The organism is Pararhizobium sp. IMCC21322, assembly GCF_030758295.1.
In the GTDB taxonomy this organism is placed as follows: domain Bacteria; phylum Pseudomonadota; class Alphaproteobacteria; order Rhizobiales.
This window is the reverse complement of record NZ_CP132335.1, coordinates 802,953-826,934: the sequence shown is the minus strand read 5'-3', so window position 1 is coordinate 826,934 and position 23,982 is coordinate 802,953. Positions and strand designations below refer to the sequence as shown.

Genomic DNA, 23,982 nt, shown 5'->3' with positions numbered 1-23,982 from the left:
CGGATAAAGCAACGGTTTGCCATCTGTCTCCTAGGTATAACTGGAGCCTGGCATGCAAACATTTCGTGAAAAAAAGAAACCGATCGATAAAAATGAATTATATGTTGTCACTGGTGTTAGCGGACGCACTGGCTCGGCTGCAGCCCACGCTTTATTAAAAGCGGGGAAGCGAGTGCGGGTTGTGGTGCGCGACGATTCCAAAGGAGGTCTATGGGCCAGTCAAGGAGCAGAGGTGGTTCTCGCGGACTTCACTGACTTATTGGCTTTAAGTAGCGCCTTATCTGGTGGTGATCGTGCTTATATAATCAGTCCGCCGCAATATGATTCGAATGACCTTTTCGAGCAATCTGAAGTCATGGCACATAACATCGCTGAAGCCGTCGCCAATGCGCAACTTAAGAAAGTTGTAGCTCTATCATCGATAGGAGCTGATAAATCAGATGGTACAGGATGGATTGCCATGAACAGAACGCTTGAGAAGTTTTTGGGTCAAACTGGATTACCCGTAACATTTCTTCGCGCAGCTTATTTCATGGAGAATTGGAGCCCTTTAGTTCAAGCCGCTACACATGGCGAACTACGCAGCTTTCTTGCACCGGTTGAGCAAAAACTGCCAATGATTTCCACTAAAGATATCGGGCGCATGGCTGCTGCAGCTTTATGTGAAGACTGGTACAAAGTAAGGATAATTGAGCTGGAAGGACCTGCCAGGTATTCGCCAAAAGATGTTGCAAATAGTTTAACCCAAGCGCTTGAAAAAATAGTTGTTCCTATTGCACTGTCTGAATCAGCGTGGCCTGAGGCGTTGTCTAATGCAGGGTTTTCAACCGTAGCTGTGAATGGGTTTGTCGAGATGACTCAGGGCCTTAACTCGGGACATATTAGTTTTATCAATGATGCGGGAATCGATCACAGAACAGGGATTGTTTCTCTCGACACTGCTATTGCTACAATGGTGGCGTAGACTGCAACTAATAACGAGATAACACCGTAAGCCGCCATTCCGTTCCCACCCATTAGCGGATGTTCAGATGAGTATACCTGACTGCAACGACAACGTGAAACGCTGCTGTCGTCGCGATAGAGTTCGTTGGAGGGTTCTAAAACGCTCCCACATCTGGCGTCAGGACCAGCCACCAGCTCATTTGAACTGGACAGCATTACCGATCCGGTATGTCCTCGGAAATCTCCTGCCGCAGCGCGGGGCCTTTCGCGAGTCGGCGTCCGAGCGCAGCGACAAAGTCATCGTATCGCTTTCCCGCCTGAGCCTTACCAGCAGATTGCGCCGCTTCCGGCAGAGGTGGGTTGGTGGTCAGCCAGAACCGTATGAAAAGTGCCAGGCTCTCGACTGAAATACTGACATCACGCTCCACGCGCGAAACACGCCGGTCGATCTTATCGAGACGTTTGGTGGTCGCTGCCTCCTGACGCTCGGCGGCGTCTGGTGATAGGAACGAGGCGATCGCGGCCTCAGCGACCAGAGACTTTGAGTGATTCCGGCGCACCGCATATTCCGTAAGCGCGTTCATGATGTCCGGATCGACGTAAACCGACAGACGTAGTTTCTTAGGCTGTTTCATCGTCATGCGCCTCACATGTCGATGCCGTCGTCAGGGTTCATCGACGCCTGACGCGCGACCTGCCGAACGCGGGCATTCAAATTGCGCAGTTGCGCGGGATCCTCGCCATCATCGTCGTGCGGATCGAGATCGAACTCGTTCTGTGCGGGCGCTTTCGGTGGGGTGGGGTTCGTTCGTTCCAGCTCGGGTTGACGACGGGGTTCGGAGCCAGTGGTGTCTTCGTCCTCTCGTTGTTCGCTTTCATTTTCTTCCATGCCATCCGGCTGCACCGGTATTGGCATTTCGGTCCAGGGATCCGTCTTCGTAGCCGTTGTATTTTCAAGGGCAGGTGGCGGCAGAACACGCTGCTGGAACTGCGGATCTTCATAATAACGCGCCTTCTGCGCGCGGATCGGCGCGATGCCTGCGACCATGACAATCTCGTCGGTTGGGGGCAGTTGCATGACTTCGCCGGGCGTCAACAAGGCGCGCGCAGTCTCCTGTCGGCTGACCATCAGGTGCCCGAGCCATGGCGACAGCCGGTGGCCCGCATAGTTTTTCATCGCGCGCATCTCGGTTGCTGTACCGAGCGCGTCGGAAACGCGCTTTGCAGTGCGCTCGTCGTTGGTCGCGAAGCTCACCCGAACGTGGCAATTGTCGAGGATCGAATTGTTCGGTCCGTAAGCCTTCTCGATCTGGTTGAGAGACTGCGCGATTAGAAACGCCTTCAGGCCATAGCCTGCCATGAAGGCCAGAGCGCTTTCGAAAAAGTCGAGGCGTCCCAGCGCGGGAAACTCGTCCAGCATCAGAAGCAGGCGGTGTCGCCTGGCGTGACTTTGCAGATCCTCAGTCAGCCGCCGCCCAATCTGATTCAGGATCAGCCGGATCAGCGGTTTGGTCCGGTTGATGTCAGAAGGCGGGACGACAAGGTAGAGTGTAACCGGCCGCTCGCTTTCGACGAGATCGGAGATGCGCCAGTCGCATTGGCGCGTCACCTTGGCGACGACGGGATCGCGGTAGAGGCCGAGGAACGACATGGCAGTCGACAGGACGCCCGAGCGTTCATTATCGGATTTGTTCAGGAGTTCACGCGCCGCACTGGCGACAACGGGATGCGGGCCAGCATCGCCGAGATGTGCTGCTGCCATCATCGCCCGGAGCGTCGTTTCTATTGGGCGCTTCGGATCGGAGAGAAAGGCCGCAACACCGGCCAGCGTTTTGTTCTCCTCGGCATAGAGGACATGCAGGATCACGCCGACGAGCAGCGCGTGGCTTGTCTTCTCCCAGTGATTGCGTTTTTCCAACGAGCCTTCTGGGTCCACTAGGATGTCGGCGATATTCTGGACGTCGCGCACTTCCCATTCGCCGCGGCGTACTTCGAGCAGCGGATTGTAAGCGGACGATTTGGAATTGGTTGGGTCGAACAGCAGCACCGTTCCGTGTTTTGCACGGAACCCCGAAGTGATCTGCCAGTTCTCCCCCTTGATGTCGTGGACGATGGCCGAGCCCGGCCAGGCAAGAAGCGTCGGGATCACGAGACCCACTCCCTTGCCGGACCGCGTCGGCGCGAAGCACAGGACGTGCTCGGGACCATCGTGGCGTAAATATTCTTGGCTCAGTTGTCCCAGCACCACACCATCTGAGCCGAGCAGGCCCTCCTTCCTGATCTCATTCTGGTCCGCCCAACGGGCCGATCCGTAGGTGGCGACGTTCTCCGCTTCCCGGGCGCGATAGACCGACATGGTGATCGCCACGGCAACGGCGAGGAACCCGCCCGATGCGGCAATGAACGCGCCTTCGATGAAGATCGGCGGCGCATAGGCGTCATAGGCATACCACCACCAGAAGAACGCCGGCGGGTAGTAGACCGGCCATCCGAGCAGGTCGAACCATGGCATTCCAAGCTGCGGCTGGAACCCCAGCCGCCAGGCTGTCCACTGCGTTGCCGCCCATGTCGTACCGAGAACGATCATCGATACGAAGACGATCTGGCCCCAGAGAATTTTTGTCGCGTTCATCTCTTTTCCTTTCCGGGCGCTACAGCCCGATCCCGCGCTTGCGGCCGAAATCCCAATCGACACCGCCATTGCTGCGGGCGATGCCTGAGACGTGCTGGCCGAGATGCTTTTCGATGGAGGGTGTCCAGGGCACGAGCTGGAAGCCGAGCTCGTCGCCGATCATGGCGAAGCGGCCCGAGGCCAATGCAACGCGCCGCTGATAGATGCCGGCCACATACTCGCCTGCCGCGGATTGCTTCTGGGGGAGCCCGGTCTCGGTCACGAGCGTCTCACCAACATTCGTCAGTTCGCGTTGGCGCAGCGTATTGAGCAAATTACGATTGAAGATGACGCATTGCCCTTGCCGTTTGGCCAAGCCTTCTTCGATCAGATGGTCGGCACGTCGATCCAGTGCGGCAGAGACCTCCGCGCCGAATCCGCCACTGCCAAGCGCGCTCGGTTCCCGGGCGATGGCTTCCCGATCCAGCCAGGTCGCGCCGGTTGCCCTCACCTGCTTCTCGATGGACAGATCGGACCGCACGGCTAGCGCGACCCGTGCTCGGCCTCTGCGGTCCTCGAACTTGCGCAACTCAACGATCGATCCCAGCGTGTTGTCTCCGGCGGCGTCAATGTGGGGTAGTTTGATATGATGGGTGCGGCCATCGACACCGTCGATCACTGCATAAGCCGTTCCCATGAGTTCATCGTCGAGACCACGATCGACAAGCCGTCCGATGACGGGATGGTCGATCCTTTCGCCTGCCAGGACATAGCTCGATGTACCGCGTTCGATGCCGCGTTCGGTCAACCCGCGGTGGATGCGTTTGATGATATCGCCGCGCTCGCCCAATTCACGCAAGGTCGTCTCGGCGGTGTCCTTCATCACCCATTGTCCGGGACCAATTTGATCGGCGAGGTTCAGCTTTTCCAGCCTGCGCAGGCGTCCGACTTTCAGAGCCTGGAGACCGTCGAGCTGCCCGCCGCGACGTGGGGCGAGGTCAATTACGCCTGAGCGCTCACCGTCGCGCGCGAGCTGTCGGTCCAAACTGGTCCAGCGCTCAGCATCGATCTGTCGTTCGAGGGTATTCTGGATATCCCGGTCAGTGCGAAGGCCGAGCTCCTGCGAAATCAGATCCTGCGCGCGGGCACGCATCCCATCCTTGATGTAATCGCGGGCAATAACGAGGTCTTCGCCATCGTCGGCACGCCCGCGTGCGATGACATGGATATGTGGGTGCTCGGTATTCCAGTGATCGACACCGACCCAATCGAGTTTGGTGCCCAGATCCTTTTCCGCCTGACGCATCAGATCGCGGGTGAAGGATTTAAGGTCTGTCATCTCTACTGCGTCCTCCGGCGACACGATGAACCGAAAATGGTGGCGGTCGTCTTCACACCGTTCAGCGAACTCGCTTGGAGCGATCTCTTCGATGTCTGGACCGAACAGCTTTGCCTTCTCCCCATCACGGGTGACGCCCTCGCGGCGCAGGTAAGTGAGATGGGTTGCTAAGGGAGCGCTTCGAGCGTTGTGCCGAACGACACGGGTCTTGATGACGGCGTTGCGCGATCTGCTGGTTAGCCAGCGATTGGCCTGCACGCTGGCACGCTTGCCGCGCCCAAAATATGAGCGATTGCCCGGCGTGATCTTTCCCGAGCGCGAGACATTGCCGCCAGCACGCTGTGCTGCAGCTAAGGCCTGAGCAACGAAGGGCCGCGCGCGCTGACTTGACGATGACCGAATGCGGCCAGGGCGGATGTGGAAATCATCGTCGTTGCTCATGGTGCGAAACCCGCACATCGCGCAAACGTATTGAAATCACTCGGAAAGCAGGATGGATGCAGGCTGCGCTGTTCAAGCGCACCTCGTGAATTCAAAGCATAACCCTTTGAAAACACACCCCACAACCGAGGCGCACATCGTGCCCTTTTATCTCGCCATCCCCTCTCCCAATTTCTGACCTTTCCCCTCAACACACGCCGTACTGCGCTGCTGCCTCCGAAAGTGCGAAATGCGATTGCGATCATCATGGTGTCCTCTCATCGCGTGACTGGGCGATAAAGATGCCGTCCGGTTGCTCGCTTTGCGCGTCGCGGTTGCGTGCTGGAGGCGTCGGCGGGACTCCAGACGTTCGGCGTTCTTGCTGCACGGGATTTGCAGTCGATTTACGTTCGGAGCGTTCGACGAACAGCGGAGCTTCGCGCCAATCCGGTGGTGCGGGCACGGTTGTCGAGGAGCCATTCGACGACGCTAAACCAATCATCGGCAACAGGGTCGCCATGTAGGCGCGCGTCTCGCGTGGCAGCGCCCGACCGGTCGCGAGATGATCTTCGTAGCGTCCAGGACCGGCATTGTAGGCCGCGAGGAAACCGGGCGAACCGAACCGGTCGTACATCTCGCGCAGGTACGCCGTGCCGCCAAGAATGTTGTCGCGCGGATCGAAGGGGTCGCGGCCAAGTCGGTGGCGGATACGAAGTCCCGCCCAAGTGCCTGGCATGATCTGCATCAGGCCCATCGCGCCCACGCTGGACACCGCCCGCACCCGGCCAGCGCTTTCGACGCGCATGACGGCGCGTATCCAGCGCTCGGGGATGCGGAATCTCTGCGACGCCTCTGCAATATGCGCGGCATAGGGATCGGCGGCCGGGCGCTCTATCGAAGCGCGCTGCGCGACTGTGACGGACGGCAGGGCGGCACCGACGAGCAGGCCGGAAAGGAGAAGGAGGGCGACGAACCGGACGATCTGTTGATGTCCGGCAGTCGTGCGGTGATGAGCGTTGCGCATCGCCTTACCCATTTTCGCGGCGTTTGCGCGGCCGGTTCCAGGTCAGCAAATAGGTTTCGTTCTCGCTGACCGAGTGGAACAAGTTCGCATGGATCGGATGCGGCAAAGCCGGATCATCGATCACCAGCGAAACATAGTCGCCAGCCTTCTCGCCGGTGCGTTTCCAACCTGCACCGATTTCATGGGCTTCCATGTCTGCACCGATGTGAACCCGGTAGTCGGGTGCATTCTCGGCGTCGGTTTGCTCTGCCGGAACGAGGGTGAGTTCGGCGTCGAGGGTGAGCGTTTTCAGGTGGCCTCGATAACCATCTTTGGTGCGCGTGAAATGTCCGATATGTGCCATGGGAATGTCCTTTCATCTGGCGTTGGTGGGAGGTTCGGCGTGCCGTTCATTGGGCGGCGCGCCAGCGGTAACGGCCCGTGCCGGGCTCGATGGTCCACACTGGGACCGCCAAGCCGGTGATCGAATGGGCGGGAACGGGTCCGAAATATCGCCCGTCGAGACTGTTCTCGGCGTCGCGATTCATGAGAAAAATTTCATTTGGAGCGATGCGCTGGCATCCGCTCCAGACCGGCATCGGACGCCCGAAACTGTCGCGCTGTTGAGCGTTACCCATCACAGTGCCGTCGACGGTGATGGTGCGACCGATACGGCAGACGGTCTGCCCCGGCACACCGACGACGCGCTTCAGGAGGGGAATATTCGGCGGCAGATAGCCGCGTTCGGCGAGGAAACTTTCGAGCGGTTGTGGAGCTTCGAGGACGACCAGTTCGGTCCTTTGAAGCTGCGCGACAGGTCGCACTTCGTAGAGTCCGATAGGCGCGGACGGCGTGACGTTCCAGATGAAGGTATCGGGTGTTTCGACAAACGCCGGAAAGGCAATCGCGCCAACTGCCGCAGCACCGATAAGCGACCATGCGCGGCGTTTCATCGGCCCACCCTCCGACGTTTGATCCAGGCGGCATGGCGGGTTTGCGTGTAGGTGCGCGGTGTCTGGCGTGCAGCCATCCGGTTGTGCACGTGCCGCCAATGGTCGGGCGTGACATCGACCGGATCGATGCCAAATGCCTCGATCGCATCGATGACCTGCAACACCCGTTCAACCTTCGGCCACCCCGTGATGGTCAGTAAAACATCGCCGCCGGGCTGCACGGACGGCAGCGTCTGATATGGCTCACCGCGACAGACGGCGCGCAAGATATCGATGCAAGAGAGGACAGTGCCGTAGTCGTTCGATGCCCAGCGGACGAACGCAAAAACCTGTCCGGGCGCGAAGCTGACGACGCGGCGACGGCGATCGATGACGCGCTCACCGGCTTGTTGGCCAAAGCGGATCCAGTATTCGGTTCGCTTCTCGAACCAGATCAATTCGACATGGGTAAGGGCGTCCGACTGACGGTCAGTCGCCTCGCGTTGCGCACCTTTCTTGAATGCTGCGGGTGAGTTCATGACGCAGTTCCCGAAGAAGCATCATTGTCTCCGATGTCGTCTGCCGGGGCAGCGTTGTTCACAGCCGCACGCCCACTACAAGAGTTAGATTCTGAGTTAGACTCTAAGTTAAGGGTGCGATTTGCTCTTTTGGTGCGGGGTGTTAGCGCCGGTTTCGGTTCCCGATAGCACGACACTCCGGTTCCCGATGGCACGATAGGCCGGGTTCCCGATAGCACGAGGCCATCCACAGATTGTCCACAAGGTGCCGGGACGCTCGCAGGCTCGAAGGCGAGCAACGTTTTGCCGCCGATCTCGACTTCGATCGACAGGACGTAGCCGGGCAATGGCTGACGGCGGACGATATCGCGTAATTCGAACGCGAAGCGTTTGAACGGAGAGAGGCTGCCCGACTTCAGATAGAGATGACGTAACTCGAAACGCCAACCGTTCCGTTGCCGTCCGCCGTGCTTGCGAACGACGCGGTAAAGCCAGCGGTCGAACCCTCCCGTGAGGGAGAAGTAAGCACGGTCAATGGTGAGGATTAGCGCATCGTCGAGCACCGCGCGATAGAACCAGTCCGGCACGATCAACTCGACACCGGCAGGCTTGCCGCGGTGGTCGGTGCGCTCGACCCATTCGTTGATCCAGGAGAAACGGTGGCGCCGCCCTGACGCGGGTTGGCGTATGGTCGTCGCGACGGTGGTCGATTGTAGGCGGTCGAGAGCCGCCTTGAGACGCTGATAGTCGCGCGAACTGACGCCGCGACCGATGAAGGTCAGGATTTCATAGGGCGTCGCCGCCATCAGGCGCGATGTCCGCAGCCCGGCATCGCGGGCCTCGACCAAATGGCTTGCGGCCCAGATCAGGATGTCCGCATCCCAGATCGTCGCCATCCCGTGCTCGGGGACCGCTTCGACGCGGATTACGACACCTGCGACGTCATAGTCGATCGGGCGGGTGCGGTGCGTTTTGGACAGGCTGAAGAAGGGATATGCCATCAAATCCTGCGCATCGCGCGGGGCAGGATCGGCGCTGGAAGCATAGAAAAGCTCCAGCTGGGCACGCTCGGATCTGGATTGTGACTTGCGCAACATGAGAAAGCTCAGCGCGGCTCGCCGTCACTTGGAGCGAGCGACGCATCGTCATGGCGCTTGGCGGGAAGGACCGATCCTCGCGGATCGGAGGTCGAGGTGACCGCGCCGCGGTCCGCCCAGGCCTGCAGGTCCTCCACCGAATAAACGACCCGGCCGCCGAGCTTACGGTACGCGGGTCCTGTTCCGTACGTGCGATGCTTCTCCAAAGTACGCCCGGACAGACTGAGGAAGTGCGCCGCTTCTGGCGTTCTCAGGTAGCGTGGCGGCAGGTGGGCGGTATTTGCTGACATGGTGAGGCCTCCGTGGGGTCCAAGCGCGTTGCCGATGGTCGGCGACGATTGGAGGCCACGATGGCGAAGCGTGCCCGGCGCGGGCAGGTGCGAAGAAGGGAAGCGCTAATTTGCACCGCGCCGGTGGAAAAACGCCGGAACGCAGGGCGGAGACGCTATTTCCGTCGTGGAGGCTGGCTACGCTCGTCTGCGGTGACGCAGAATATCGCGGTAGCCGCCGTCGATCATCGCCTGACCGTTCCGACACAGCCGGATAGTCGTGTAGCGCAGCGAGGACTCGTGCCAGAGTTCGGCAGCGACGCGATGTCTGCCAAATAGCACGGCTGCGATCTGACGATGGGACGCATGGCATGCAACGCCATCTGCGGCGCGGATCATAAGACTGAGCCGTTTGCGACGTTGGGGCGTGAGGCGTGTGTCCGGTGCGGCTATGCCGTTGAGCACACGCCAGAGCCGACCAGCGGCGGCAAGGCGGTCCGGACTATCTGCGTCAAGAGGGACGATGACTGTTGCGGTCGGAACAAGTTCTCGTTGCCCCAACACCACGGAATAGACCGCAGATGGCCCATCGCCATGGCGGGCATACAATCCGTCAGGGGCTGAGCGAACCGACGAAGGATCGAGTAAGATCGATTGCTCGGCAACCATACCGATAGTCGGGGATGTTGCGGCCAACATAACCGTCGCAGTGTCGATTACCGGTGACCAATAGATGATTTCGTCGAGTGCAGTGCAGTCCGGACGCGTCGCGAAATCGTAACCCCCAGTGCCGCCTGATCAGGTCGTCGACAGCATCACCATCGATCTTCCCGATTTGGGCGGCGGCATATTCATCCTGATAGCCGGTGTTTCGGCGCAGGCATTCCCACGCCAGACCTTCGGCATTGAGGTCGTCCAGATAGGCGTAGGCGGCATCGGACCGCCACTGGTTTGGGTCAAGCGCCATCCTCTCCTCCAACGTCTGCAGGCCATGGTGGGCAGTTAAGCCTCCATGATTTCAAGAGATTGCTGGTTTGAGAAGCCGGATTTTGGGCAAGGGGTGATGCCGTAGCGGCATCACGTCGGCGTCAATGCCGTGCGCCCCAAAGGAGATCGCGATAGCCCTGTTCGGTCATCCAGCGCGCGCGGGCAAGATGGGCGTCATGCATGCGGCGGGCGCGGTCGGGATGGATAGTGGGATCAATATCGAACAGGACTTGTACGATCTCTTGCCATGCCGCCCCATCCGCCTCGGCGTCGAGCAGACGCAGGTACAGTTTCAGATGAGTCCGGTCATAGGCCGTCAGACTTGCACTACGTGGCGGCTCATCGTCGTGTCTGTCAGTAGTCACCCCCATCCCCCATCGATAGCGGCCTGCGCGACGGTTGTTAACCGTATCGACGAGGCTTTTTTCGGGAAGTGATGTTGCTGGCGACCGGTGGAAAACGCGTAGCATTTCGCATAAAAGGTATAAAGAAACCTATCCCGCCTGCGCGCTTTCGTCCTTGGCGTGAACAATCATCACTCCTTCCCCTTGGCCGGAATTGAGGAAGACGATACCGGCACCTTCCAGCGCGCGGCGGACCTGGTCGAAAGTCGACTCGAACACCTTCAAGTCACTGGATGACTCAAGGCGCTTCAAGGCGGTCAGTGATACCAGGGCTTTTTCAGCGAGCGTCTCCTGCGTCCAACCAAGTAACGCGCGCGCAGCCCGCGTTTGTCGGGCGGTGATCATGCATGATCACCTCCTACAGACACGAATAGGCACGCCAGTACTACGACTATAATAGTCGTTCTTTGCGATATTGGCGAGTAAAATATTCAGTTCTATGGGTAGTTTGCGAACGGTGAGGCGATCTGATTCGGTCGCCTAGGCACGCTGACGGCCCCGCCCGGAATGTCCGAACGGGGCGTCTCGCTGGTCGCTCAGTCGCCGTTGCGGCGGTTGGGGCGGGACCAGATGAGGCTATAACCTTCGTCCTCGTCGTCGAAGAGGTTGGCGTAGATCGGAGCGGTGAAGCTCGGATCGTCCAGCTTGAGGCCGAGATAGTCGCGGCCCTCGTTGGAGGTCTTCGACCAGGCGGCGCCGATTTCGGCGCGGCCGACCAGAACGCGGTGGCTGGGAGCGTTCTCGTTGCTCTGGCTGGTTTCGGGGACGATGCGGACGTTCTTGGCCTGCACGTTGAGGGTTACGATTTCGCCCGTGTATTCGTTGCCGGACTTTTTGAAGGTGCCGATGGTTGCCATGATATTTCTCCGTTTGCTCTGTGTCCGAGCCCGCACCATTGCGGCCTCGATGGCGATCAAGAAGCCGGAGGCGACCGACGGCTCACCCGTAGGGCCGAAACATGGTGGAGGATGGTGACGGGAGACTTTCTTGGTTTCGCGAGGAATGGCGGCACAGCCGGCAGGGGAAGAAAGTGGACCGGCACCGTTGAGCCATAGGCGGTCGAGGCGAAGCCGTCCTTCGGCCAGATCAGTCCATTGAAGAGGCCGTTTGGAGCGGTCGATCCCAACAGAGGTAGCCGACGGAGAAATTGGAAACCGATGACACCGAGACAGTCCGGTTTCACAACGGTCAAATCCGTTTCATGAATACGCAGGCACGCTGCGCCGTCTCGTGAGCCATTCCGCCGGAGTTGTGAGAACCCAGTCAACCATTTCCCGGAACGTCCAGCGCCTTCGGTTCCGACCCGGAGACCTTCGACATGGGTGACTTTCGCTCGAACCGAGAATTGAGATCCATCCCGTCGCCGTGCATTCTCTTAAGATGAGGCAGCGAAGATCCGGACGGACAGCCGCACCCATCCCCATTTCGGCCCTTAACGGTGACTAAGCGCCGCTCGTACGCGCCACGCCCGGCTCGGGTGGGGCCGTGCCCGGCTCGGGTGGGGCCGTGCCCGGCATTCGAAACAGAGCGGTAATTCCAACGACGATTGCACCGACGATCGAAAACGTCATCTGCCAAGCTTCGGACGGCATGAGGTGTTTCGCGATCCCATGCGTTGCAGCGTAACCGGCAACCGCAGCCGGTCCCGCGAAGAGGGCCGCGACGATGAGACGAACCCAGAGCGGGCGGGCGAAAGCGAAGACCAATTGCCCGACAATGGCGATGGCGCCCGCGGCGAGGGCACCGATGGCTAGACCGCCGACAACGCCAGCGCCGCTGTCATGCGCCCAGATGCCGACCGTAACGCCGGTGAAGAGTGGCAATGCGTGAACGGCGAGCGTGAAGACGAGCCAGCAGAGGAAGCTGATCACGCCGACGACAAGGAGGATGTTGATAAAGATCATGGTGACAGACTCCGTGCTAGAACGGTCGCGCCAGCCACCACCACCTCGGCGCATTTTACTTATAGCAAAAAACGCGAAGAATTGGGAGTGGGTCTGCAGGCGCGATCAATGCAACCGTCTGCTATTGCGGTTGCTTGATCGCAAAAGGTGGAACGGCGCTCATGCGCCGTCCTTCTTGCGAAAGTCATAGGCCTTGATGCCGAGTTTTCTTGCCTTGTCGGCAAAATTGTCCTGAATACCGGTCCCGGGAAAGATGATGACACCGATCGGCAGGGTATCGAGAATCGCATCGTTGCGCTTGAACGGAGCGGCCTTGGCGTGGCGTGTCCAATCGGGCTTGAAGACGACCTGTGTCACCTTGCGGTTGTTTGCCCATTTGGCGGCAATCAGTTCGGCACCCTTGGGCGAGCCGCCATGCAGCAGGACCATGTTGGAATGCTTGGCGTGAACCTTGTCGAGCGTATCCCAGATCAGGCGATGATCGTTGAAGTCCATTCCGCCGGTGAAGGCGATCTTTGTACCTGTGGGCAGATGCACTTCGGTATCGGCGTGCTTCTTCGCGGCGAGGAAGTCCCGGCTATCGATCATCGCCGAGGTGAGATTGCGGTGGCTGACCCGTGATCCGGAGCGAGCGGACCAGGGTGAGCCGGTAAGTTTCAGATGATGTTCGGCGGCACTGTCGCGGAAGACCTCCATGCAGTCGCGGCGTTCGAGCAAGGATTGCCCGACCGAGATCAGATGTTCGAGCTGCACGGCCTTGACCTCGGAGCCGTCCTGTCGGCGCTGGCCGCGTTTCTGCGCCTGTTCGTTGTCGTCGAGCTTGCGTTCGATCCGGTCGGTGGCGCGGTGGAACATATTGACGGTGGACCAGAGCAATTCGTCGAGATCGGTGTCGAGACTGGTGTCCGCCATCGTTGCCACGAGGGCATCGAAGATATCGGCGACGGCCCCGATGATCCGGTCGTCTTCGGGCACATCGCGCGGGTCGGGATCGTTTTCGGAATGTCGGTAGCCGTGCAACTGGAGGCCGGTGCAGATGTCGTCGGTAGGTGAAGATGCGTGATGGGGCTCGGTGTTTTCGCTGTGGGGACCGGTGTACATGGGATGCTCCTCATTGGGTGGACCGCGACCGCCGCGGCCTTCATGGCGACGAAAGACGGCGGGCGGGACAGACCTGCACCTGGAGCGGATGCGCAGGGCCGCAGCGCAGCGGAGGATGGCGCAGACCGGTTCTTTTGGCTCGCGATGGAACGGCCCGCAGGGTCGACGGAAAAGAACCGGGCGTAGCCATTGCCGGACCGGCCCGCTTGCCGTCCGTTCGCCCTCTGAAGAAGGCCGAGGTCGCGGCTCTTACCGATGCAGGTCGATATCCCCCACCGATCCCGGCGCGGCACATCAGCCCGTCACCGCCTCCTTCCCGACCGTGGCTGCGCCATGCATGAACCGGTCGACATCGTCCGGGGCGATCTGGACCCGTATTGCGGCTTGCAGCGCACCGATCCCGAGAAGGCGCAGATCCTCGTTAAAGTCCCCGTGTTGTGGCGACAGCGGGACCGCTTCGATGTCGGATTCACGCGCCCGGTCGATCAGGGTTTTCATCGCTCCGTCACCGGCCGGATCATTGTCGCGGGCGATATAGAGGCGGCGCAGCGTTGCCGGAAACATGATGGCTGCGAGGTGTGCTGCAGAAAGCGCAGCTGCCATGGGCATTCCGGGTAAGATCATCCTCAGCGACAGCATGGTCTCGATGCCTTCGCCCGCCGCCATGACATCCCGTGCGATCCCGAACCGAACCGCATTGCCGAGTAGACTGCCCATCGCGCGGCGCGGCGTGTCGATCGGAGCCTTGCCAAGCATGGCCTCGGAGAAGCCGTCTGGATCAAGCCATGTACGATGCGCCCCGGTGATGCTTCCAACACGATCGCTGACCGCTGCTATCAATGCGGGCCAGGTCTCGGTCTCCGAATGATGGTCGGGCCGATAGTAACTGTTGGGATGAAAACGGAGTGATCCGGTTTCGCGCAAATTAGTGATGCCGCGTTTGCGCAGATACGTTTCTGCAAGCGTGCCGGAAATAGGATGTGCCATAGCGAACAGCCGCCGCGCTGCCTCCGGCGATCCGGTAGGGGCTGAGACGGGTCGCGATTTCGGGCGGGTCTGCGGTTCCGGCTGCGGTAGACTAAGAAAGCGCCGCGCTTCGTCGGCAACGTCCTTGAAATCGACCAGCCCGCAAGTCTCGCGGATGATGTCGAGCAGGTCGCCATGTTCGCCGGTGGCGGCATCGGTCCATTTGCCGGCAGCACCCTTGCCCCTGGTCGGCCCTTTCAGGCGGACGAACATGGATTGTCCGGGCGTGCCCCGCACATCGCCGATCATCCAGTAGTGACCTTGGCGCTGGCCATCGCGTAGATAATGCCGACAGACAGCCTCGGCGTTGCGGGCCAAGGCTTCGGTCAGATCAGCGATCGATTGGGACATGACGGTTCCTTCTAAAGAAAAAAGGGCCCGCCTTGCGGCGGACCCAGTGAGGGAATGCTGTCGTCATTCCGCGGCTTCGAGTTCTTCTTCCTGCTCCTTCTCATCATGGTCGGCCGGTTCGACCTCTTCGTCCATGGCCGTTTCGCCGTCCTTTGCCGCCGATACCACTTCGCCGGTATCAGCAACGTCGTCATCGACTTCGGGCTCGTTCGGTTCGTCTGCGAGCGCAGGTGTCCGCAGCGGTTCGGGCAACCATCCAGTCTCAGCAAGCAGGGCTTCGGCCCGTTCGACCATCGCGTCCTTCTTCAGACTTTCGATGTCGGATGCGGCCTTGTCGCCCTTCGCTTCTGCCACTGCCGACGCGATGCGCGCCTTGGTCACCCGGCCGAGATAGGCATCGCCGGTCGGCTTCCAGCCCGCTTCCGTCATGTCGAGCCCGAGCGTCACCGCCAGCCTATTGGCATGGGCGATCGCGCGCGGCCTGCGGTTGTACGCTTCGACCGTGGCGTTGGCGGTCAATGCGATGCAATGCGCGAACAGTTCCTTGCGCATGGAATCCGACAGTTCGCCGAGCGCGTCCCACAGCTGCTCGGGATCGTTCGGCAGAGCGCCCGCGAACGCCTCATGCCGCTCTGTAAGCGCCGTCGCATAAGGCGTTTCGCCCAAGCCCGGTGCCTGCGAACCGAAATAAACGCAGGATGCCGACAGTTCGAGGCAGCTGTCTTGCGCGTGGCTGTAGAACGTGTCGAGCACGATCCTGTGCAAACAGGCGCGGAACGCCGTGTCGAACGAGCCGCTGAGCGCCAGACGCAGTGCGACCGTGCGATGCGCCGTCAATTCGGTCACCAATCGATCGGGGATCGGCTTTAGATCTTCATCCTCCTCCGGTTCGTTTGCTGGGTCGACGGAGTGCGCATCATTGTTCTCGGTCTCACCAGTGCCGGTCGTGCCCGGTTCGTCGACCTCTGGCTCGACAGGAGCTTCATCCTCGGGACGCACGAACCCGCGCTCGATGTGCAGATTGCCACCCGGGCTGACGCTCAGGAACGCGCCCGCGCAGGGCACGTCTTCGGCCTCGTAGACCACCGGACGGTCGTCGAACGCCTCGATCGCCGTCTCGATCTGGCCAAGCCGCTCGTCGATCTCGTCGGGCAATTCCGGCAGATCGGCATATTCAGCCTCAAGCTTGTCGAGTTCAGCCTGCAACGCATCGCGGCTCGCTTCCTGCTCGTCGGTCAGCGGTTCCTGTTCGCCGAATACGCGGCGCAGTCCGTAAGTATGACCGTAAGGAAAATCGAGACCGACCTCGATCCACTTCCAGCCTTCGGCCCGGATCGCCTCAGCTTGCTCATTGAGCTTTTCGGTGACGAGCATGTCGACCAGACCGATATTTTCGAGCCAGCCGCCATCGTCGCTTTCGAACAGATCGCGCATGACCGAACCACCGGCCTCGACATAGGCGTCGATCCCGATGAACTGGGCGCGCTTGTCCGACGCCCGCACGGCATCTTCGGTGAGCATACGGCGGATCTGGTAGGGCCGTGCGGAATACGAGTCCTTGATCGCGTCCCACACCTGCGCTTGCCGCTCGTGATCGGGATTGACCGTGAACGCCATCAACTGGTCGAGGGTCATCTCGTCCTCGGCATAGGCATCCAGCAGGGTCTCGCTGACGGCGGCGAGACGCAGGCGCTGTTTGACGACATTGACGGAGACGAAGAATGCGGCGGCGATCTCCTCCTGGCCCATGCCTTTCTCGCGCATTGCCTGGAAGGCGCGGAACTGATCGAGCGGATGCAGCGGCGCGCGCTGGATGTTCTCGGCCAGACTGTCTTCCTCGGCGAGGCCCTCGGTGCGGATCACGCAAGGGACCGGCGCGGTCTTGTTGAGCCGCTTCTGCTTCACCAGCAGTTCGAGCGCGCGAAAGCGGCGGCCACCGGCGGGGACCTCGAACATCCCGGTCTCGGTGCCGTCCTCGTCGGTCACCGCCCGCACGGTCAGGCTCTGGAGGAGCGTGCGCCGGGCAATATCCGCGGCGAGCTCCTCGATCGCAACGCCGGCTTTTACGCACCGGACGTTCGCTTGGCTGAGGATGAGCTTGTTGAAAGGAATGTCGCGCGACATGCTGAGCGCGATCTTGGTTTTGGACTTGACGTTGGTCATCGGTTTTCTCCGCGACGGGCGGCCGGGAGACTCTCTCTCGACCTCCAACCCGTCACGAAAACCCCTCCCTCCTCTCCCTCTCAGCGAGGCGTGCCGCAGAACCGGAAGGGCGTGTTTCCGGCACTATGATTCCGCGGGCACGAGACCCTCCACGTTCCGATCCGGATCGGACGCCGCCCCATGCACCGGCTCGCGTTCTGAAAGAAACCCGAGCACATAATCGGCTGCCTTGCTGGCCTTGGAGGCCGCGCGGATGATGGCGCGATTGTCCTCGCGCAGAGCTTCGAGCCAAGAGCCGATATAGTCGGCGTGCCGCACGGTCGGTACGATGCCGAGCGAGGCGCAGCAAAAGGCGGCGTTCATCTCGGCGACGAGTTCTTCGAAGGCGTATGCCTTCGATCCGAACGAGCCGGACATGTCGCGGTCGAGCCGGGAGGGATGACCAGATGCGTGCCCTAGTTCGTGGAGCGCCGTGCGGTGCCAGTTGATCGGTTCGAAATAGGCTTGGGGTGGTGGTACCTGCACGTAGTCATCGGCGGGTGCGTAGAAGGCGCGGTTGCCGCCGATGCGGAACTCAATGCCGCTGGTTTCGATTAGGGCTTCCACCGTTGGTTCGATCAGTCCCGGCGGGGTAGGCGGCGCGGCAACGGCGACCTCTTCGGGCAGGTTTTCGCATTGCGCCGTGTTGAAGACGGTGAAGCGCTTTAGGAACGGGATGGCCTGCGGATCGTCGCCGGTCTCGCGCGCACGTTTCTTCTCGTCGTCCGGAATGAAGCGATCCGCATAGACGACGGTCGTGCCGCGTTCGCCTTTCCGAACGTTGCCGCCAAGCGACAGCGCCTGGCGGAAGGTGAGCCAACTCTGGCCGGAAAAGCCGTGTTCGATGACGGCACCCCAGAGAATCAGAATGTTGATGCCGGAATAGCCGCGACTGGTCGCTGCGTTGTTTGGCATGGCGAGCGGCGCTTTGGCCGCCGCTGACCCCCAGGGCTGGACCCAAGGCACACGGCCGGCCTGCAACTCGCCGATGATGTTGTTGGTGATTTCGTCATAAAGGTTCGTCCGGTCTCCTTTTGCTCGGGATCGAGAGTGGGTGTGGGATTTGTTTCGGGACATCACGGGATACTCCGCGACGGGCGCCGGAAGCCTCTCTCCCGGCTCTCAACCCGTCACGGAAAACCCGTCCGCACTCTCACTCTCAAGGGGGCGTTGCGGGGTCTCCCCGCAGAAGGGGTCGGGCGAGACTACAGGCTCGGCCGCATGGGAAGGCATTCTTCTAAAATTACTATACGCGGCGCGCAGAAGACTGGGTTACACGCAGCGACGGGCGGATTTTCCATCCATGAAATCGCATAAAAATCTCCATGAAATACCGCCACAGTGTGGCGATATTCGAATAGTTTTGATGAATTATGTTCAATATGTGTGATGAATTTTGATGAGATGTTGACAGATAGAGGTGAGCCTATTATCTGAAATTCATCATAATATGCGGAAAGCGGTGACGATTCGATGGCTAAAGGCAGTGAAAAAAGAGAAAAGTTTGTTCGTTTGGCCGAAGGGCGAACGCAGTCCGCGCTCGATGCAATTCGCAAGCTTGGCAATCTGTCGAACCGCCGCGCGTACGAGTATGACGACGCAGACGTGAAGAAGATAATCAAAGTACTTCGAGACGCGACGAGCGACATTGAGCGAAAGTTCGGATCAATCTCCGGCGACGGCGCTGACAAATTCAAGCTGTAGGAGGCGCACGACCCATGAAGGCCGAACCACTCAACATCCGCGACAAGCGGTTTCTCATAAATCGGCTGATCGAACAGGCGCCCGTGAGCACGCTTGTGCGCGAGTTCTTCAAGAACGCCGACGAAAGCGCTGTTCAGGCGCAGCCAGGAAACCGCCGCATCGAAATCTACCCCACCACGATGGAGGGCGTGCGCAAGCTGACCTTCTGGAATACGGGCGTGGGCATGGATGATGAGGAGTTGAAGCAAGCGACGGACCTGTCGTCATCAGTCAATAAAGAGATGGCGCTCGACGGAAACTTCGGGATCGGGGCGAAAGTCTCAGGTCTCACCATGTCGCGCGAGGGTATACGCTATCGGTCGTGCAGGAATGGTGTCGTTAATGAGGTTACGATCGGCTTTGATGCCGACGAGGGCACCTATGTTCGCTTTCCCGTCGAATTGCCCGATGGCAGCTTCGACACGGTTTACGACGTCACCGATGTGGCCCGTGAAGCGGGGCAGGACACATCGTTCGATTGGACCGAAGTCCTTCTTGTAGGGCAAAGCGAAGATCATGACACCGTTGCTGAACCGTTGGGTAAAGGAAAAAGCCTAGAACGTAGCTTCATCGCATCGGCGATCTTTCGGCGTTTTGCCCGTTTTGGCGAGGGAGTCGAAGTTCGCGTTGATGTCGCCATGACCAAAGGCGGCGGCAAGGGTGAGACGGGACGTACGCGCCGGCTTAAGACGCTTGAAGATGTGGTCGATGAATTGCCCAATCATGAGAGGGTCGAAGCGCCGGGTGGCGAGATCACGGTACATTATATTCACGATCCCAAGCATGAGCGGCACAGCCATTCCCTCAGCGCGCTCGCCAATCCTGCGACGAGTTCCACGACATTTTGCGCGCTGGTGCACAAGGGGGAGCGCTATGACATCAAATCGAAGAAGGCTTGGTCGGCCGCAGCCCCAAACTTCGGGATCCCGTTCGGCTCGAAGGTTCTCACCATTGAAATCGAACTTGCTGACACGATCGCCATGCCAAATCAGTATCGTGACGGATTGACGTGGCCAGATGACCGGTCCTCAATGATCGCCGAGGATTTCGACGCATATGTCCGCGAACTCATGCCGGAATGGGTCAGGGATGTTATTCGCTCGGAGTCACCGTCCTCCGATGACAATTTGGATGATCTCCAAACCGACCTTCAGAAACTCCTCGACGAGTTCCGCGTCCCCACGGCTACCCTGAGTCCGTCGCGCCGCCCGTCAGCATCCCGGACGGAAGATGCCGCCGAAGGCAGCGAAACGTCCGACCCAGTCGATCTCGACACGGATTTCGCTGAGACGCGTGAGGACACGGATGAGAGTGGTACCAAGGGCGACCCGAACAAGAGCCAACGCGCCAAGCACAAAAAGGTCCGTAAGGCGCCCGAGGGGGCAAAACTCTCACGTTCCGCTCAGTCCCTGGAGCGTGTGCCGGAGATCAAGATCCTCACCGATCCTGAGGAGATAGCCGAAAAAAACCTGAAAGGCCGTGCTGGGCGCTTTTACAAAGACGCCCAAACGCTGTTCGTGAACGGTCTTTACTCCGTCGTTGAGCGTATGGCCATCGAGCTTGATGCGGAACTGCGCACGTCGGGCGAACCGGAGGTTGTGCGTTCGGCTATTCTCAAAGCTTCCCGCAAATTCATGGCATTCCGTGTTGGAAAGGCAACTTGCTATGCGATCAGCAAACGCCTCTCAGACGATTGGTCAAGTGACGATTTAGACCGCGCCACTTCTCCTGAATCGCTGTCGCTTGCCGCCGACGATTACAAGCAGAGCATCTCGCAAGCGAAGCGGTATGCCAAAGAACTGATCAAGACGGCGGACGTGCCAGAAGAGAATGCAGCCTAGGTCAAAAGGCGGTGCGAAGAATTAGGAATTGGCGGAGGCCGTTAAGGAGGGCAGCATGGCGGTCATTCGCAAAGTCGAGATTTCACACTTCCGGTCGATCAAATCGTTGGAATGGTATCCCACGCCGGGGATCAATTGCCTGATCGGCTCTGGCGACTCCGGTAAAAGTACCGTTTTGGATGCGATCGACCTATGTCTTGGAGCCCGTCGATCCATCCCGATTACGGACGCCGATTTTTACATGATTGATGTCGAGACTCCGATTTCGGTCACACTGACCTTAGGCGACTTGTCGGATAGTCTGAGAAATTATGAGGCCTATGGCGACTATCTGCGCGGGTACGAAGGTCTATTGGGAACGATTGAAGACGAGCCAGGGCACGGATTGGAAACCGTCCTGTCGCTGAATTTGGAGATTGCTGGCGACCTTGAACCGCGCTGGAGACTGAGATCGGATCGAGCAGATGAGAAGGGCACCGAACGCAATCTCAACTGGAAGGATCGGCTGAACCTTGCGCCAACCCGACTAGGCGCAACGTCTGACCATAATCTCGCATGGCGGCGCGGATCGGTGCTTGGACGTTTAAGCGAAGAGAAACCTGATGCGTCCTTGGCACTTTCGCAAGCTGCAAGAGAGGCTCGCAAAGCCTTTGGCAATGACGCCGATGCACAACTGGGAGATGCGTTAGCATCGGTCAAAAAGGCAGCCGATGAACTCGGCATCCCGATCGGTGCAAAAGCACAGGCGCTTCTCGACACACATTCTGTTTCTGTGACGGGCGGATCCATCGCGCTGCACGACGAACACGGCGTGCCCCTGCGCGGCCTTGGCCTAGGTTCGACGCGCCTCTTGATTGCTGGCCTCCAACGCGAAGTGGCAGCGGTATCGTCTATCCTACTCGTCGACGAGGTGGAAAACGGTCTGGAACCACATCGGATCATCCGGTTATTGGGGTCTTTGGGGGCAAAGGAACAGGTGCCGCCGCAACAAGTCTTCGCAACGACGCACTCACCAATCGTTTTAAGGGAACTTGCCGCGAAACAGCTTCGTGTGTTGCGTAAGTCAGAAGGGAAACACGTCGCGCGTTTCGTTCCTGATTCTGCACAAGGGACGCTGCGCGGCGCACCCGAAGCTTTTCTGGCCCCATCGGTTCTGGTTTGTGAGGGAGCGTCTGAGATCGGGTTTGTAAGAGGCTTTGAACAACACTGCGCTGCACACGGCCGCCCCTCGATCTTTGCCTGTGGCGTCGCACTTGTTGATGGCGGTGGCGGTCATCCAGACCGATTGTACGAAAAGGCAACGGAGTTCGTGAAGCTGGGGTATCGCGCTGCGGTATTTCGCGATGCTGATCTCGTACCCAACACACAAATTGAAGCCGCTTTCCATCAGACAGCGGGGACCACATTTACTTGGCATCCCGGGCAATCGTTAGAGGCAGCAATTATCGGCAATGCAGGAGACGCGACACTCTTGGTTCTCTTGGATTACGCCATAGCAGAACATGGTCAGGAGATGGTCGCGGCGCATGTTCAATCAGTGTCAGCCAACCAGGAAACGATAGAAAATCTCCGTGCAATTCTTCATTCACCGGAGCACGCGATCTCTTCAGCTCAGCGAGATATGATTATAGCGGCATGCACCACCAAGAAAAACCCATGGTTCAAAACGGTAGGCCGGATGGAATATGTGGCACGCAATATTTTGGCATCAAGCTTCGGAGATGTCAGTGTGGATTTTCAGAACCGCGTGAATGCGCTGCTCGGATGGGCGCAGACATCGCATGGCTGAGATCGACCTGCTCAGTATCACTTGCGGCAGCGTTTCCGCGCCTGCTGGGTGCGGGAAAACGCATCTCATAGCGTCGGCATTGCAACGCCACGTCGATCCAAAACCGATTCTGATACTGACGCATACAAATGCCGGTGTTGCGGCGCTCCGTGCCCGACTGACGCATATGGGTGTCCCGCAAAGTGCGTTTCGTATTACGACGATCGACGGATGGGGAATGCGCCTCATTGGAACCTTCCCGCAGCGCAGTGGTCATGCGGACGGAACGCTGGACCTCAACAATCCAAGAGATGACTATCCCGCGATCCGTGTGGGGACGCTCAATATCCTTGCTGGCGACCATCTCAGGGACGTACTCCAGGCAACCTATGCCCGTCTGTTTGTCGATGAGTATCAGGATTGCATTATTGAACAGCACACGATGGTATCGAAGATTGCGGAAGTCTTGCCGACCTGCGTTCTCGGCGATCCCATGCAGGCCATTTTCGGTTGGGGCACCAACGTTCTCGTCGATTGGCAGGCCGATGTTCAGGCCCGCTTTCCGGCGGCGGGAGAGCTGGATGTTCCATGGCGTTGGCGCAATGCAGGGACCGAAGACTTTGGACGATGGCTCTTGGCTGTGAGGGCCGCGCTTCAATCAGGTCAGGCCATTGACCTGCGCCAAGCACCACCTGAGGTGGAGCTGATTTCGGTGACAGGTGACGACGACATCCAGAAGCAAACGCAGGCTGCCAATACGCGCGCGCCGGTAGATGGTGGGAGTGTCCTAATCGTCTGTGACGCCAAACGACCGCCACGGCACCGGGATATCGCAGGACGAGCGCATGGCGCGGTCGTAGTGGAAAATGCCGATCTGACCGATTTTATCCGGTTTGCCGAAGCGTTTGATATGCGCGCGCCGACCGCGGCGGCGGAGCTGATAGACTTTGCTGGTAGCACAATGACTGGCGTCGGCGCGGCACAAATGAAGCAACGGCTCGGCGTATTGTTGGCGGGGCGAGAACGGACGCCGCCAACAGATGCTGAGAGTGCGGCGCTAGCGTTTTCACGATCACCAAGCCCAGAAGCCGCCGTGACCATGTTGGTTGAGATTAATCGGCAAGCGGGGGTTTTTCCCCTTCGTCCCGCCTTGGTGCGTTCTGCCATTCTGGCATTCAATGGATGTGTGGATGCCGATGACTTTCATGAAATGGCGGTTCGCGCGCGGGAGCAGTCCCGCATTAAAGGCCGGGCGTTGCCACGTCGGGCGGTGGGCAGCACTTTGCTTCTCAAAGGATTGGAAGCCGATGTGGCAGTAGTAATTGATACAGATCTGCTGAATGCTCGCGATCTCTATGTTGCGATGACGCGCGGTTCGCGAAAGCTGGTGATCTGTACGACGAACCCAATAATTGTCAGACAAGCCTAGCGAAGCCGTACTTACCCCCGAAGAAGGGGTCGGGCGATACTACAGGCTCAACCGCAGGCGAACGCTTTGCCCTCAAGGCCCAGTGTCCTCCG

General features: G+C 59.5%; 25 protein-coding genes. 6 read left to right on the top strand and 19 right to left on the bottom strand.

All coding sequences use genetic code 11. The annotated features are described in order from the left end of the window. Positions 1-52: 52 nt before the first annotated feature. The gene (locus RAL91_RS04105; protein WP_306259969.1) at positions 53-964 is read left to right on the top strand and encodes an NmrA family NAD(P)-binding protein; all 912 of its coding nucleotides are present in this window, start codon (positions 53-55) and stop codon (positions 962-964) included. Positions 965-1,160: 196 nt separating this feature from the next. Here RAL91_RS04105 and RAL91_RS04100 read toward each other — a convergent pair whose 3' ends face one another. From RAL91_RS04100 to RAL91_RS04025, 16 genes are all read right to left on the bottom strand, one after another. Further along, positions 1,161-1,580, bottom strand: coding sequence for a CopG family transcriptional regulator (locus RAL91_RS04100; protein ID WP_371932479.1), 420 nt, complete (start codon positions 1,578-1,580; stop codon positions 1,161-1,163). An 11-nt stretch (positions 1,581-1,591) separates the two neighbouring features. Further along, positions 1,592-3,577 carry a conjugal transfer protein TraG gene (locus RAL91_RS04095; RefSeq protein WP_306259967.1) on the bottom strand — a complete coding sequence of 662 codons (1,986 nt, stop codon included), beginning with the start codon at positions 3,575-3,577 and terminating at the stop codon, positions 1,592-1,594. Between the two features lie 19 nt (positions 3,578-3,596). Continuing rightward, complete coding sequence (locus RAL91_RS04090; RefSeq protein WP_306259965.1) at positions 3,597-5,336, bottom strand: VirD2 family relaxase/mobilization nuclease; 1,740 nt, start codon at positions 5,334-5,336, stop codon at positions 3,597-3,599. Between the two features lie 244 nt (positions 5,337-5,580). Next, positions 5,581-6,339 carry a lytic transglycosylase domain-containing protein gene (locus RAL91_RS04085; RefSeq protein WP_306259963.1) on the bottom strand — a complete coding sequence of 253 codons (759 nt, stop codon included), beginning with the start codon at positions 6,337-6,339 and terminating at the stop codon, positions 5,581-5,583. A gap of 4 nt (positions 6,340-6,343) precedes the next feature. Further along, positions 6,344-6,682, bottom strand: a complete 339-nt coding sequence (locus tag RAL91_RS04080; protein WP_306259961.1) for a DUF736 domain-containing protein — start codon at positions 6,680-6,682, stop codon at positions 6,344-6,346. Between the two features lie 46 nt (positions 6,683-6,728). After that, positions 6,729-7,271, bottom strand: coding sequence for a S26 family signal peptidase (locus RAL91_RS04075; RefSeq protein ID WP_306259959.1), 543 nt, complete (start codon positions 7,269-7,271; stop codon positions 6,729-6,731). Further along, the gene (locus RAL91_RS04070; RefSeq protein WP_306259957.1) at positions 7,268-7,789 is read right to left on the bottom strand and encodes a DUF2840 domain-containing protein; all 522 of its coding nucleotides are present in this window, start codon (positions 7,787-7,789) and stop codon (positions 7,268-7,270) included. The genes RAL91_RS04075 and RAL91_RS04070 overlap by 4 nt, the downstream gene beginning before the upstream one ends. Further along, complete coding sequence (locus RAL91_RS04065) at positions 7,786-8,865, bottom strand: replication initiator protein A (RefSeq protein WP_306259955.1); 1,080 nt, start codon at positions 8,863-8,865, stop codon at positions 7,786-7,788. The genes RAL91_RS04070 and RAL91_RS04065 overlap by 4 nt, the downstream gene beginning before the upstream one ends. 8 nt (positions 8,866-8,873) lie before the next feature. Then, entirely contained in the window at positions 8,874-9,155 is a 282-nt protein-coding gene (locus RAL91_RS04060; RefSeq protein WP_306259953.1) for an AlpA family transcriptional regulator, read from the bottom strand. 177 nt (positions 9,156-9,332) lie between these two features. Beyond that, positions 9,333-9,833 carry a DUF2285 domain-containing protein gene (locus tag RAL91_RS04055; RefSeq protein WP_306259951.1) on the bottom strand — a complete coding sequence of 167 codons (501 nt, stop codon included), beginning with the start codon at positions 9,831-9,833 and terminating at the stop codon, positions 9,333-9,335. Beyond that, on the bottom strand, positions 9,748-10,101 hold the full coding sequence (locus tag RAL91_RS25005; RefSeq protein WP_371932478.1) for a transcriptional regulator domain-containing protein: 354 nt from the start codon (positions 10,099-10,101) through the stop codon (positions 9,748-9,750). Before RAL91_RS25005 ends, RAL91_RS04055 begins: the two co-directional genes overlap by 86 nt. Before the next feature lie 121 nt (positions 10,102-10,222). After that, a complete protein-coding gene (locus RAL91_RS04045; RefSeq protein ID WP_306259948.1) occupies positions 10,223-10,492 on the bottom strand; it encodes a DNA -binding domain-containing protein in 270 nt (89 codons plus the stop codon). 123 nt (positions 10,493-10,615) lie between these two features. Continuing rightward, complete coding sequence (locus RAL91_RS04040) at positions 10,616-10,870, bottom strand: helix-turn-helix transcriptional regulator (RefSeq protein ID WP_306259946.1); 255 nt, start codon at positions 10,868-10,870, stop codon at positions 10,616-10,618. Positions 10,871-11,061: 191 nt separating this feature from the next. Then, complete coding sequence (locus RAL91_RS04035) at positions 11,062-11,382, bottom strand: DUF736 domain-containing protein (protein WP_306259943.1); 321 nt, start codon at positions 11,380-11,382, stop codon at positions 11,062-11,064. Between the two features lie 585 nt (positions 11,383-11,967). Further along, the gene (locus RAL91_RS04030) at positions 11,968-12,429 is read right to left on the bottom strand and encodes a hypothetical protein (RefSeq protein WP_306259942.1); all 462 of its coding nucleotides are present in this window, start codon (positions 12,427-12,429) and stop codon (positions 11,968-11,970) included. A 159-nt stretch (positions 12,430-12,588) separates the two neighbouring features. Further along, positions 12,589-13,530 (bottom strand): DUF2493 domain-containing protein, encoded by a 942-nt coding sequence (locus RAL91_RS04025; protein ID WP_306259939.1) that lies wholly within the window; start codon positions 13,528-13,530, stop codon positions 12,589-12,591. 3 nt (positions 13,531-13,533) lie between these two features. Between RAL91_RS04025 and RAL91_RS04020 the strand changes: the two genes are divergently transcribed. After that, complete coding sequence (locus tag RAL91_RS04020) at positions 13,534-13,716, top strand: hypothetical protein (protein WP_306259938.1); 183 nt, start codon at positions 13,534-13,536, stop codon at positions 13,714-13,716. 108 nt (positions 13,717-13,824) lie between these two features. On the opposite strand, the gene RAL91_RS04015 is transcribed toward RAL91_RS04020, so the two are convergent. From RAL91_RS04015 to RAL91_RS04005, 3 genes are all read right to left on the bottom strand, one after another. Further along, on the bottom strand, positions 13,825-14,907 hold the full coding sequence (locus RAL91_RS04015; protein ID WP_306259936.1) for a toprim domain-containing protein: 1,083 nt from the start codon (positions 14,905-14,907) through the stop codon (positions 13,825-13,827). Between the two features lie 63 nt (positions 14,908-14,970). Next, positions 14,971-17,070, bottom strand: a complete 2,100-nt coding sequence (locus RAL91_RS04010; RefSeq protein ID WP_306259934.1) for a ParB/RepB/Spo0J family partition protein — start codon at positions 17,068-17,070, stop codon at positions 14,971-14,973. Positions 17,071-17,193: 123 nt separating this feature from the next. Further along, a complete protein-coding gene (locus RAL91_RS04005; RefSeq protein ID WP_306259932.1) occupies positions 17,194-18,186 on the bottom strand; it encodes an ArdC family protein in 993 nt (330 codons plus the stop codon). A gap of 396 nt (positions 18,187-18,582) precedes the next feature. On the opposite strand from RAL91_RS04005, the gene RAL91_RS04000 reads away from it, so the two are divergent. Genes RAL91_RS04000 through RAL91_RS03985 form a run of 4 tightly spaced genes read left to right on the top strand, consistent with a single transcriptional unit; the run spans position 18,583 to position 23,890 of the window. Further along, positions 18,583-18,813 carry a hypothetical protein gene (locus RAL91_RS04000; RefSeq protein WP_306259930.1) on the top strand — a complete coding sequence of 77 codons (231 nt, stop codon included), beginning with the start codon at positions 18,583-18,585 and terminating at the stop codon, positions 18,811-18,813. Positions 18,814-18,827: 14 nt separating this feature from the next. Beyond that, a complete protein-coding gene (locus RAL91_RS03995; RefSeq protein ID WP_306259928.1) occupies positions 18,828-20,693 on the top strand; it encodes an ATP-binding protein in 1,866 nt (621 codons plus the stop codon). A gap of 55 nt (positions 20,694-20,748) precedes the next feature. Continuing rightward, positions 20,749-22,482 (top strand): ATP-dependent endonuclease, encoded by a 1,734-nt coding sequence (locus RAL91_RS03990; protein ID WP_306259926.1) that lies wholly within the window; start codon positions 20,749-20,751, stop codon positions 22,480-22,482. Next, the gene (locus tag RAL91_RS03985) at positions 22,475-23,890 is read left to right on the top strand and encodes a UvrD-helicase domain-containing protein (RefSeq protein ID WP_306259924.1); all 1,416 of its coding nucleotides are present in this window, start codon (positions 22,475-22,477) and stop codon (positions 23,888-23,890) included. The genes RAL91_RS03990 and RAL91_RS03985 overlap by 8 nt, the downstream gene beginning before the upstream one ends. Positions 23,891-23,982: the final 92 nt, after the last annotated feature.